The sequence below is a fragment of the Neobacillus drentensis genome (assembly GCF_036962765.1).
Classification (GTDB): domain Bacteria; phylum Bacillota; class Bacilli; order Bacillales; family Cytobacillaceae; genus Neobacillus; species Neobacillus drentensis_C.
In genome coordinates, this window is the sequence record NZ_JBALOS010000133.1 from 1 (window position 1) to 13480 (window position 13480).

A 13480-nucleotide genomic window follows, 5' to 3' on the forward strand; every position below is an offset into this window, starting at 1 on the left:
TTCTTAGTAGTGTAATGGTGGGTTGTAGTTCTAACGATACAGCATCAAATGAAACAAAAGATGGAAAAGTTACCATGAAAGTAACCGTATGGAACTATGATACGACACCTGAATTTAAAGCATTATTTGAAGCCTATGAAAAAGAAAATCCAAATGTAAAAATTGAACCAGTTGATATTGAAGCAGCGCAGTATGACCAAAAATTAACAACCATGCTAGCTGGTAATGATGATTCAGATATCTTAACCATGAAAAACTTGATTGGATATTCTAACTATGCTTACCGCGGTCAATTAAAAGACATGACTGAATATGCAAAAGGTTTAGATGGAGAGAAATATCTCGGAACATTAGATTATATGAAAGATGATCAAGGGAAAATCTTTGCATTGCCGTATCGTAACGACTTTTGGGTACTTTATTACAACAAAAAGTTATTTGACCAAGCAGGCGTAAAATATCCTGAAAATTTAACTTGGGATGAGTACAGAGAAACTGCAAAACAATTAACCTCCGGTTCTGGTGATTCAAAAGTATATGGTGCCTATAACCATGTATGGAGATCGATTAGCAATGCTACTGCCGCAGCACAAGAAGTAGGTAAGCCAGATGCAATAATTGATGGCGACTACAGCTTCCTTGCCAATATGTATAAGGTTTTCAAAGGTATGCAGGACGATAAGAGTGTACTAGATTATGGAACGGCAAAATCAACGAACACTACGTATGCATCACAATTTGAAACGGAAAAAGCGGCAATGCTTCCAATGGGTACTTGGTATATGGCTGGTGTTCTTAATTCGAAAAATGGCGGTAAAACAAATGTGGATTGGGCTATTGCGCCACTACCACAAACAGCAAAAGGCGAAGTTAAATCATGGGGCTCCCCAACTGCTTTCGCAGTAAATAAGAATGCAGCACATGGTAAAGAGGCTGAGAAATTTGTTAAATGGGCTTCTGGCGAAGAAGGTGCAAAAGTTGTTGCGGGCGTTGGTGTAGTTCCAGCTTATCGTACAGATGAAATTAATAATGTCTACTTTAATGTTGCTGGTATGCCAAGCGATGAACTTTCAAAGAAAGCATTTAGCCCTGATTTTGTAAATATTGAAATGCCAATGAACAAAAATTCTGCTGCCATTGACCAAATTTTAGGTGAAGAACATGACTTAATCATGATCGGTGAAAACAGTATTGATAAAGGAATCAAAACAATGGGTGAACGAGTTAAATCTGAAGTTTTAAATAAGTAGATTAAATATGATGGGACAAAAATTAATAGGTTTAGAGCAAATGACTAAATCGTAGTTTTTGTCCCATTTTAAAAATGCCTCTACTGAAAGGAGAGAACCGCCAAATAAATCGGGTGGGACAATATGAGTAATACAAACACAAACGTGGTCGTTAATGCTCCTGAAATTAAAATTGTATCCGAAAAGAAACGGAAAAGAAGAAATACATTAGTTGCTTGGTCCTTTATCGCCCCGAACTTCCTTGGATTCTTTATTTTTACATTAATCCCTGTGGTAGCTTCCTTCGTGATTGCTTTTATGAAATGGGATGCCTTTTCAGCTCCTGAATTCATAGGATTAAAAAACTTCATAACAATGATTCATGACACAACGTTTTGGATTTCCCTTTGGAATACAGTCTACTATACCATCGGTACCGTTCCATTAACATTAGTCTGTTCTTTGCTATTAGCTATCCTACTCAATAAAAAAATCCGCGGCATCGGCACATTTCGTGCAGCCATCTTTTTCCCGTATGTTACATCCTTAGTAGCCATTGCGGTTGTATGGAATATGTTATTTCATCCTGATATGGGACTTATCAATGAATTTTTACGGTGGATTGGAATTGATCATCCTCCAGGATGGACTTCTTCGTCAAAATGGGCGATGCCAGCTATTATTATTGTCAGTGTTTGGCGTGGAATGGGCTACTATATGGTCCTTTATTTAGCAGGATTGCAGAGTATACCGAAAGAATTATATGAAGCTGCGAAAATTGATGGTGCGAATGCTTGGCATGAATTTAGACATATAACTTTACCAATGCTTGCTCCGACTACTTTCTTAGTATTAATTATGTTAACGATTTCTAGCTTTAAAGTATTTGATTTGATCCAAGTCATGACGATGGGTGGACCAGGAAGGGCAACAAATGTGTTGGTGTATCTCATTTATAATCAAGCCTTTGTGAAGTATGACTTTGGTTATGCGTCAGCTATCGCATTAGTATTATTCGTCATTGTCTTAGGAATCACGATTGTTCAATTCCGAATTCAAGAAAAGAAAACGGACTATTAGGGAGTGAAAACATTGGATGCAACAGCAAAAAGCCCTGTAGATGCAACAGCAAAAAGCTCTGGAATGTCTCGAAGTACCAAGAAAAAAATAGGGAATACCATCACATATCTCTTTTTACTTCTTTTATCTCTGTTGGTCTTAATTCCTTTTTTCTGGATGATCTCATCCTCATTAAAACAAGATAATCAAGTTTTTAGTGTTCCAATCCAATGGATCCCTACAAAACCACAATGGAATAACTTTGTGGAAATCTGGCATCAAATCCCGCTATTAACATTCTTTAAAAATACCATGTTTTTAAGTGTTGTTGTTACCTTTATACAAGTACTGACAAGTAGTTTTGCAGCCTATGGTTTTTCGAAGATGCGATTTAAGGGGAGAAATGCACTTTTCCTAGCTTATATTGGAACGATTGCGGTCCCATGGCAAGCATATATGATTCCACAGTTTATTATGATGAGAGAAGTACACTTAACCGATACATTATGGTCGCTCGTTCTATTACAAGCATTTAGTGCCTTTGGTGTCTTCTTGATGAGACAGTTCTATATGAGTATTCCTGAAGAGTTAAGCGAAGCTGCCCGCGTAGACGGATTGAACGAATATGGCATCTACTTCAAAATCATCTTGCCATTATCTAAACCAGCCCTTACTACCCTAATCGTTTTAACTTTTGTCAATACATGGAACGATTACATGGGGCCGTTTATTTACTTAAATTCAACAGAAGTGAAAACGATTCAGTTAGGTTTACGTATGTTTGTCACTTTGTATGATGCACAATATGCATTGATAATGGCTGCATCGTTAGTATCGATTGTACCAATTACAATCATCTTCATCTTTGCACAAAGATATATTATTGAAGGAATAGCAACGACTGGTATGAAAGGCTGATCTTACATGTTTCGGATGAACCTGTCACATTTTCAATATGCTGCCATTTTTAATTATGGTTATTGGTTTTTGATGTTAAATTTGTATTTTGCAATTGCTAATATTCCCTTTATCCTGGCACTGTCTACTTTACAATTTGTCCCATCAAATATGATCTATTACTTTATTACGCTTATACCAATGGGACCTGCGTTAGCAGCATTAATCGCATCCCTTAATAAGATAGTGGTAGAAAAAGATATTAGTGTGACAAAAGATTATTGGCATTTTTTTAAGGGGAAATTCTCGGAGTCACTGCGTTTATGGTCGATCACTTTGGCACTGTTATTCATTTTAGCAATTGATATTGCGGTTTTTATGGATAAATCAGTATTTGCTATTGTTTCTCCCTTATTTATCATCTTATCCATCCTATTATTAAATATGGTCATTTGTGGGCTGGTTATCATGACAAAAATGAAACATCCATTAAAAAGGCTTATCATCATGTCATTCTATTATTCTATTAAAAAATATTATATTACCTTTTTAAATACGATTTTGGCTTGCTTTTTTATCTTCATTTTATTAATTAAACCCGTTTTTGCCTTCATGGTATTACCAAGTTTTATTTTTTTCTTGATTGTGCGTAATAGTTCATTGATTTTACGAAATGAATCGAACACTTAAGGAAATTTTTCTTAAAGGAAGTGCCAAACATTGATACCTGTTGAGGAGTATTTCTCCAACTTTAGTGTAAATAAAAATTATACTAAACCTTTCCAAGATCAAGTAGAAAAACATATTGGAGAATTAACTAGGAATGGGACCTTCCTTTTACCTAAGTTAGAAGGTTACCTGGCATACTTAGAAGATGGCAATCGCAAACTGCTAGAGGATGTATATTTTCAGCGCAGAAGAGATGCGGTATCTTTAGCACTTTATTTGCAATGGGGACATAGTGAAGAGAAACTTCACCTTTTTGAGGAGATTCTCTTCTCCATTTGTCAGGAATATAGTTGGGCGTTACCAGCTCATATTCCGATTAGTGAAGATAAAACAAGATATATAGATGCCTATGATACCGTTGATTTATTTGCATCGGAAACGGCTCATTTCCTAGCAGAATGTACGGTTCTTTTTAAACATAAATTAAACACGGTCTTACTTGATATGATGAAAACAGAAATTCAAAAACGGGTATTAACCCCATTTGCCAGTAAGGAATGGAAGTTTGAGAGACTGACCAATAATTGGAGTGCGGTTTGTGCCGGTTCGATTGGAATGGCAGTTTTGATCTTAGAGGAAGACCAGGAAAAACGCTGCCTCATCTTACAAAGGGTAGAAAATGCTCTGGAATGTTTTTTACAAGGGTATGGAAATGACGGTGCCTGTGTGGAAGGGATGGGCTATTGGGTTTATGGTGTAGGGTATTACACCTATTTTGCAGATATGTATGAACAAGTGGAAGGGGAAAATTTATTTGCCGCTCCCAAGTGGAAGGAAATTGTGACGTTTCCTTTAAAAGCTATGATGCCTTCGGGAAATTATCTGCCTTTTTCAGATTCACCTGAGAAAGTAACCATTCCTTCTAGCCTTAATGCTTTCTTTTATAAAAAGTTTGGTATTGTCCCTTCAAAAGAAAGTACGGTTACAAATTTCCACTTTGATCACTGTTATCGCTGGGGTCATCTAAGCAGGGTCTTGTGGTGGAGCAATGAGGAAGTAACAGATTCCTATCAAGATTGGAATGGCGAGTTTATTTTCGATGATGCTAAGTGGGCAATTGTTAAACAATCCAATCTATATTTTGCTGCTAAAGGCGGTCATAATGGTGAATCTCATAATCACAATGATTTAGGTCATTTCATATTAGGTGATGCCAAGGGATTAATTTTTGATGACTTAGGTGCGACAGTCTATACTGCAGATTATTTTGGTGAGAAAAGATATGAGTTTGCCCATACAAGATCGTATTATCATTCGGTCCCGTACTTAGATAAGCAGGAGCAAAGGGAGGGGCTAGACTATCAAGCTACGATAATAGAAATTAGTCAGGAACCAAAGACATTCTCTGTGATGTTTGATCTTCACGATGCTTATCCGAATACAAAGGATATTACATTTACGCGTTCCTATACCATACTGCCTGATGAACGAGAATTAACCATTCAGGATGTTTTTACCCAGCCCATTCCATATGAAACACACTTTATAACGAGGAAAAAGCCAGAAATACAATCAGGAACTCTTTCTTGGAATCATGGACAATGGACTCTCCATTTTGATAAGGAACTATTTACGGTTGAGCTTGAAGAGTTAGAACTAAAAAACCATTTTAATGAAAATGAAACGATCTACAACATCATTTTCATTTCTAAGGATCGCAATAGCCAAGAATTCACACTAAAGGTAACCTGGTTGGAAGGTGAAAAATATGAATCATGTTGAAACGATAAATGGAACAAGCAGAAAAGAGTTAGTAGATCTTTTAGAAAAATTGGTAGAACCACTAATCACGCATTTTGACCGCGAAGGTCCTGGGTTGAAGTTTGATACGGGCGGTACACATTACAGTGAAACAACCCGTCAAATTGAAGCCTTATTTCGGCCGCTTTGGGGCATTGTTCCATTGCTTGCGGGGGGGACAGAATATAAAGGACTCGAGAGATATATTGCTAGACTTAAAGAAGGTATCAATCCAGAACATCCACATTATTTCGGGGAAACTCATCATTATGACCAACGTCTAGTTGAAATGGCTGTTATTGGATTAGCTTTATGTATTTGTGGAGAAAAATGGCTAGGTTTCTTTAATGAAAAGGAGCAGAAACAGCTTCATGCGTGGCTAAATCAAATCAATGATCGGGATATACCAAAGAATAACTGGATCTTCTTCCGCATCTTAGTGAATCATGGTTTTCGTCTAAATGGCTTTACCTATAATGAGGATATGCTAAAGAATGATTTGGAGATGGTTCACTCATTTTACCGTTCTGAAGGATGGTATGTAGACGGATACCCTGATCAAATAGACTATTACGTTCCTTTCGCCATTCACTTCTACGGTTTGGTTTACGCAAAAACGGCGGGTGAAAATGATCACCATGCAAGAATTTTTGTGGAACGGTCTAAAGAGTTTGCCCAATCCTTTGCCTGCTTCTTTGATGGGTATGGAGCAGCAGTCCCATTTGGCCGGAGTATGACCTATCGTTTTGCACAGGTGGCATTTTTTAGTGCAGCCATTTTTGCCGAAATTGAAGTCCTGCCCTATTCAGAAATGAAATGGCTGGTTGTGGAACACTTAAAGCATTGGATGAAACAATCCATTTATAGTCATGATGGTTTGCTGACGGTGGGCTATTATTATCGAAATCATGTGTTTACGGAAGGGTATAATGCTTTTGGTTCACCATATTGGGCATTGAAGACCTTTTTGTTATTGGGGTTGCCTGAAGAGCATCCATTTTGGTCAATTTCAGAAAAGGCACCAGATCTTCCTAGTAAAAAGCTAATTACTCCAGCACGATTCATAGTGACACGAGATCAGAAAAATAGACAAGTTCAATTGTATACGGCTGGATTACATTGTGAACCGCATACCCATTGTGATGCGAAATATGAAAAGTTTGTCTATTCAAGTGTGTTTGGATTTAGTGTTTCTAAAGGTCAGTTAAATTTAAGGCAGGGTGCTTTTGATAATACTCTAGCAGTTAGCTTAGACCCTGAAAGATACTACAAAATGCGCTATGAAAAATCCGACTATCAAGTAACGGAAGATTATTTACTAACAAACTGGAATCCTTATGAAGGGGTAAAAATTAGAAGTATTATTGTTCCATTTACGCCTTTTCATTTCCGTATCCATATGATTGAAACAGATAAGACTATTTATCTTGCAGATGGAAGTTTTGCCTTAGGATTTGATGTGGATGGTGCCAATATTCAGAAAAAAATAATGACTGAATCCAATCAAATTAAAGTGATGAGTGATGAACACCAGGTAGGAGTAATCGATTTTAGCCATCATTCAGAACTAGAATTTGTATTTGGTGAGCCGAATTCCAATATCATGAAGGATCAAACCTTTATCCCAACAGCAAAGGATAAAGTGGAAAAAGGAAAACATTTACTCATCCATGGATTTTATGGAAGTTTTATAGACGATGCCATTCTAGAATCCCATTGTTATATAGAAGAAAATGAAATAATCTTATCAGTTGGTCAAGAAAAGGTTTCAATTCCTAAGCAGTTATTAAATTTGGAAAAGCAACACACAGCCTAAATAATAAAATGACAAAGGAGAATCACAAAATGGAAACACGTTATGCAAATCATCCGAGAGAAATTAAAAGATATACGACAGAAGAATTAAGGAATGACTTCCTTGTTGAAACGATTTTTGTACCAGGACAAGTCCATTTAACCTATACACATGTAGACCGGATGATTTTTGGTGGAGTAACTCCAGCCGAAAACGAATTAACGATTAAATTGGATAAAGAACTAGGCGTGAATTACTTCCTTGAACGTCGTGAACTTGGAATCATTAATATCGGTGGAGCGGGTTCTGTTGTTCTTGATGGTGATGAATATGATATGGAGCGTCGTGATGGTTTATATGTAGGTAAGGGGACAGAGCAGGTATTTTTCCGCTCAAAGGATCCCAAAGATCCTGCCAAATTTTATATCAATTCTACCCCAGCACATCATACCTATCCAACGGTAAAAATTGATATTAAAAATATTAAACCGCTTGAAGCGGGAGAACTAGGTACATTAAATGAAAGAAAGATTTATCAATATGTACATCCAAATGTTTGTGAGTCCTGCCAGCTTCAAATGGGATTAACAATGTTATCCCCTGGAAGTGTCTGGAATACAATGCCTTGTCATACCCATGAACGTCGTATGGAAGTTTATCTATATTTTGATATGGAACCAGATACTCGTGTGTTCCACTTTATGGGTCAACCTGACGAAACTAGACATTTAGTGTTGAAAAATGAACAAGCAGCTATTTCTCCTAGCTGGTCGATCCATACAGGTACAGCAACGAGTAACTATACCTTTATATGGGGGATGTGTGGAGAAAATATCACTTATGATGACATGGACCATATAAAGATGGAAGAATTACGATAAATTTCTGGAGGTTATACCCATGGAAAATGATTTGCAGCAATTTTCATTAGAATATTTCTCATTAGCAGGTAAGGTTGCAATCGTAACAGGCGGTAATACAGGCTTAGGTCAAGGTTATGCTGTAGCTCTAGCCAAAGCAGGTGCTGACCTCTTCATTACTACTCATGGTCGTAATTGGGATGAAACCAGAGAACTCATTCAACAAGAGGGGCGCCGTGTGGAATTTTTTCAGGCAGATTTAACAAATCGTGAATCTATTAATGATATTGTTCCAGCTTGTTTAAAAGCGTATGGAAGAATTGATATTTTAGTAAACAATGCTGGAACGATCCGCCGCGGCCCTCTTCTTGAGTATAAACAAGAGGATTGGGATGCTGTAATGGAAATTAACTTAAACTCCCTTTACTTTTTAAGCCAGGATGTGGCGAAAGTAATGGTGGAACAAAAGAGCGGGAAGATTATTAATGTTGCTTCCATGTTATCATTCCAAGGCGGAAAGTTTGTCCCTCCATATACAGCAAGTAAACATGCAGTAGCAGGTTTAACAAAAGCATTTGCAAATGAGTTAGCTGAATATGGTATTCAAATCAATGCGATTGCTCCTGGATATGTTGAAACAGCTAACACCGCACCAATCCGTGAAGACGAAAAAAGAAAAGTAGAAATCACTTCTCGCATCCCTGCCGGACGCTGGGCAACACCTGCAGACTTACAAGGAGTCGTTGTCTTCTTGGCAAGTAAAGCTTCTGATTATATGAACGGTCATATTTTAGCTGTCGACGGTGGCTGGTTAGCTAGATAGTTTCGCTTACTTTATTTTTATAGAATAAATATTAATAAAGTCAAAACAAGTATATTGATAGGTTCCTAAAATTAAAGGAGGTTCAAGATGAAGCGAAAAAGAAGGGCAGTCTCGATTCTAGCAACGCTCATGTTTAGTTCGAATTTGATTATTCCACCTGGCATTTCCGCCTATGCAGAGACTGGGATAACTGCGGGGGCGACCAATAGTCTTTTACAGGATGATTTTGTAGATGGTGATTATACAGCCAATCCAACATGGACTGTAGATTCCGGTGTATGGCAGATTTCTGCTGACCCTGCCGATTCAACTAATAAAGTATTGAACCAAACAGATACAAGCGAGGGAATTATTAGTGCAGGAAGTCCAAATTGGACAGATTATGCTGTTTCAATGCGTTTAAGGGCGCCGAGTACGGCAAATGTTTGGCCGGGGATTTTGGCGCGTTTTAAAGATAAAAGCAATTATTACTATTTACAGATGCAAAAATCTAGTTTAGTCCTTACAAAAGTGGTAAACGGGACTAGTACCACAATTAAAAGTGCTAGTTTTACCACGAAAGAGAACACTTGGTATACGCTAAAAATGGTAGTAGCAGGCAACTCTATCAAGTGTTATACCGTTAATAATGGAGTTGATACACTTGTATTTAGTGCAACGGATAATACGTTTACAAGTGGTAAAATAGCCATAAGAGATAAATGGCAGCCCGTTTATGTGGATGATGTTCAAGTAACGGCGATCACTGCAACTGGAATAGCCGCACCTGCAGGGTTTACTGCAACAGGTGCATCCACTACCGCTCGTTTAAGCTGGGATGCTGTAGATGGAGCCAGTGGATACAATCTATACAGAGCTTCTAATGCTGCCGGTCCATATGATCTTGTTCAAACCAATGTAAAGGGAACAACGGTTACAGATAAAGGATTAGACTCATCATCTACGTATAATTACAAAATAGCAGCGATTGGACAAGATGGACAATCTGATTTATCTGAATCTATAAAATGTACAACAAGTGATGCAGTAAGTAATACTTCAATACTGTCCGTTTCCGGTATAACAGACACAGCTGCTACTTTAAGTTGGGATGCCGTAAACGGAGCGTCAGGGTATAACATATATAAATCATCAACATCCGGAAGTGGCTATTCCCTTGTTTATTCAGGTAAAGAAACTACTTTTACAGATCCAACATTAGTTACAGGTAAAACCTATTATTATGCTATGACATTCGTCGATAGAAATGAAGATGAATCTTCGAAAAGTCCAGAAATAAAAGTTACAACTAAACTAGTTAAGCCAGCTAATCCTACCGGTCTTGCAGCGGATACTGTAACCTCCGGATTTGCAGTGCTCAAATGGAATTCTGTACCTGGAGCTGACACTTATGAAGTGTATAGGGCTGCTAGTGTTAACGGTAAATATAAGCTTTTGAACGAAGTTACTGCAAATACTTTCACAGATGGTATCGTATTACCTGATACCAATTATTACTATAAAGTTTCAGCAAAGAATGGTGCGGGAGAATCAGATAAATCTCCAGCTATCAAGGTAACAACAGAGACCCCTGAAGCTGCCCCAATTACTGTTGACGGGAACAAAGCAGATCAGAACCCAGCAAACACCTTTAAGGGTTTTGGGATGGTGTCAGCTAATGGAACATCGCGTTTGCTGCTTGATTATAAATCAGAAAACCCCACGAAATACCAGGAAATCTTAAACGAGCTTTTTAATCCGATTACCGGTGCAGGACTTAATCATATAAAAGTGGAGTTGGGTGCTGATGTAAATACCTCTACTCAAGCGACACCAGCTACCATGAGAACAGCTGATGAAATGGCGAATGTTCTGCGAGGTGCCGATTGGCATCTTGTTGCAGATGCTAAAAAAATTAACCCGAACATCACGGTAGACGCACTTCGCTGGGCAGACCCTAAGTGGGTAAGTGATGCCTTTAAAACGAGCACAGATGCAGGATATCAGGCTCGGTACAAATGGTACAAGAATACCATTGGTGCCGTGTATGATACCTACGGGATAAAAATGGACTATATTGACCCAGATAAAAATGAAACAGGTTCACCTGATACGGCTTGGATTAAATACTTTTCGCAGCACCTCAAGAGTGAGACTGACGAACGCTATGATTACAGCAAAATAAAAATCGTTGCTTCTGACGAAAATGGTACCATAAAAATTGCTACGTTAATGAAAGACGATCAAGATTTACGCAATGCAGTAGATGTTGTCAGTATGCATTATAATGCCTATGGTACAGCAGACAGTATACTGATGAATAAGACTTATCAAAAAGAGGTTTGGTACAGCGAGGGAACAGCTCCGATGACATTCTCTGAATATCGGGTTAATTCTTCGTATCCTGCAGGTGGCTTGGGTGGTACTAACAGTATCCTTGATACTGCGAACCATTTGATTAACATGTTTTATTCAACCGATACTCAAAGCGCTTATATGACCCGCTATGAATTTCAGCCAGCAATCGGTTCTTTCTATGACGGTGGACAGTATTCCTCAAAAGAGCTTATTCATGCAGACAGTCCTTGGTCTGGCTATTCTTATTCCGATTCTGGTATTCAAATGGTCCGCCACTTTATGAACTTTGCTCAGACTGGATGGCAATATGTTCTCGGTGCATGTTTTGGAGATGGAACGGGTGCCAATTCAATTAGCAATACAACTAATAATTACCTGACTCTCACCAATCCGAACACTGGCGATTATTCAATGATTTTCACCAATGACAGTGCCGTACCGCGTAAATATAACATCACTGTGAAAAATCTGAAGAAAGCAGGAAGAGGCCTTAAAGTATGGGAAACAAAAGGTCCGAACTATGGTCAGGTATACGATGCTAACTGGATGAAACATATAGATGACATTAAACCTGCGGCAAATGGAGATGGCAGCTATACGTTTACTTACATCGTAAAACCATATTCTATTCTGACTCTTACGACGACCAGCGGGCAAAAAGAATATAAACGTGATGCTGATCAGGCAGAGAAAAACGATAAGGTTTTACCGCTCCCTTATACTGATGATTTTGAATATAAAGATGCAAAATATATTTCATATAAAGATAAAGCGGTATTAAATAAAAGTGAGCAAGGCTACCTTGCAAGCAGAGGAAATACACCACGTTACACTACGGATATTGGTGGTGCTTTTGAAGTTAATAATGGGACAGACAATAACACTTTAAGAGCTGTTATTGATCAAAGCACTCATGCCAACGGCGAATGGAATCCTAAGTCAGGTAATGATACGGTGCTTGGAGATGATCGCTGGTCAAATTACCAAGTGAGCATCGACTTTTTACTTGATACTGCCACTGCAGACACTGGTTCAAACTATGCTGGAATTGCTGCGCGTAATTTGATCACCAGTGGCGGAGAGAATCCCGGATATATCTTTAAGGTATTTACGGATGGTTCTTACCAGTTGCTTAAAGGCGGCACTGTAAAGGTATCTGGAACAATTGAAAGTTTCGATAATAGTAAGTGGCATAATGAAGCTCTAAAGGTTGTGGATAACACCATAACAGCTTATGTGGATGGCAAACAGATTGCGGAATTTAAAGATCCTTCAAGCCAGTATATGTCTGGTAAAGTAGGTATTACTAGCGGATATAACCATACTCAGTTTGACAATTTAAAGGTTGTTCCGATTGAGGGATATTCCACCTATGTTAGCCGAGTGGACGATTTGGATTCACGTGTTCAGTATCAGGGGGCATGGAGTCACAATGCTTCCACTGGCTATGGAAATTTTAACCGAACGAATTCCGTTAGTTCTTCAGGCAGTGTCTTGACCTATTCGTTTACCGGAACTGGAGTTAATCTTGTGGGCAACACTGGAGCATCAAAAATTAGTGTTATGTTAGACGGTCAAGAAGTGGATACGAATTATAGTGTTTCTGCTGCGAGTGACCGTGCTACATCCTACTCTGTGAAAGGTTTGGAATATGGAAAGCATACCATTCAGGTTCGGACAGTAAGTGGTTCGTATACAATTGATGCGATAGAAGCGTTGGGAGAATTAGCAGATCATACACCACCGCTAACAAAGCATTAAGTAAATACGCCAGTGAAAAAGCTAAAAGCGTTTTAAATGCAGATGCAAATTATTTGATAAATAACTAGTAATATAAGAGGCAGATCCATTGTCACTAAAAAGCGGCTCATTCGTTTAAATAAATGAATGAGTCGTCTTTTTTTTGTCTTTAACTTTTAAAAAAGTCAAAAAAATAGATTGATTGATCAAAAAAACGTTAAAGCGGAGAGTCGTGTTTATTTTATAATGAAAGGTAAAAGAGATGGATACG

At 38.1% G+C, this 13480-nt stretch carries 9 protein-coding genes; all 9 read left to right on the forward strand.

The window, feature by feature from the left end; all coding sequences use genetic code 11:
- A partial coding sequence (locus tag V7137_RS16910) for an ABC transporter substrate-binding protein (RefSeq protein ID WP_335699167.1) occupies positions 1 to 1250 on the forward strand: 1250 nt, incomplete at its 5' end.
- A gap of 123 nt (positions 1251 to 1373) precedes the next feature.
- The gene (locus V7137_RS16915; protein WP_335699168.1) at positions 1374 to 2309 is read left to right on the forward strand and encodes a carbohydrate ABC transporter permease; all 936 of its coding nucleotides are present in this window, start codon (positions 1374 to 1376) and stop codon (positions 2307 to 2309) included.
- 12 nt (positions 2310 to 2321) lie between these two features.
- The gene (locus tag V7137_RS16920; protein WP_335699169.1) at positions 2322 to 3206 is read left to right on the forward strand and encodes a carbohydrate ABC transporter permease; all 885 of its coding nucleotides are present in this window, start codon (positions 2322 to 2324) and stop codon (positions 3204 to 3206) included.
- Between the two features lie 6 nt (positions 3207 to 3212).
- Complete coding sequence (locus tag V7137_RS16925) at positions 3213 to 3875, forward strand: YesL family protein (RefSeq protein ID WP_335699170.1); 663 nt, start codon at positions 3213 to 3215, stop codon at positions 3873 to 3875.
- A gap of 30 nt (positions 3876 to 3905) precedes the next feature.
- The gene (locus V7137_RS16930; RefSeq protein WP_335699171.1) at positions 3906 to 5636 is read left to right on the forward strand and encodes a heparinase II/III domain-containing protein; all 1731 of its coding nucleotides are present in this window, start codon (positions 3906 to 3908) and stop codon (positions 5634 to 5636) included.
- Positions 5623 to 7470: a DUF2264 domain-containing protein gene (locus V7137_RS16935; RefSeq protein ID WP_335699172.1), complete on the forward strand. Its 1848-nt coding sequence runs from the start codon at positions 5623 to 5625 to the stop codon at positions 7468 to 7470. Before V7137_RS16930 ends, V7137_RS16935 begins: the two co-directional genes overlap by 14 nt.
- Before the next feature lie 29 nt (positions 7471 to 7499).
- Positions 7500 to 8330, forward strand: coding sequence for a 5-dehydro-4-deoxy-D-glucuronate isomerase (kduI, locus tag V7137_RS16940; RefSeq protein ID WP_335699173.1), 831 nt, complete (start codon positions 7500 to 7502; stop codon positions 8328 to 8330).
- Positions 8331 to 8349: 19 nt separating this feature from the next.
- Positions 8350 to 9132 carry a 2-dehydro-3-deoxy-D-gluconate 5-dehydrogenase KduD gene (gene kduD, locus V7137_RS16945; protein ID WP_335699174.1) on the forward strand — a complete coding sequence of 261 codons (783 nt, stop codon included), beginning with the start codon at positions 8350 to 8352 and terminating at the stop codon, positions 9130 to 9132.
- 87 nt (positions 9133 to 9219) lie between these two features.
- Positions 9220 to 13230, forward strand: coding sequence for a family 16 glycoside hydrolase (locus tag V7137_RS16950; protein WP_335699175.1), 4011 nt, complete (start codon positions 9220 to 9222; stop codon positions 13228 to 13230).
- Positions 13231 to 13480: the final 250 nt, after the last annotated feature.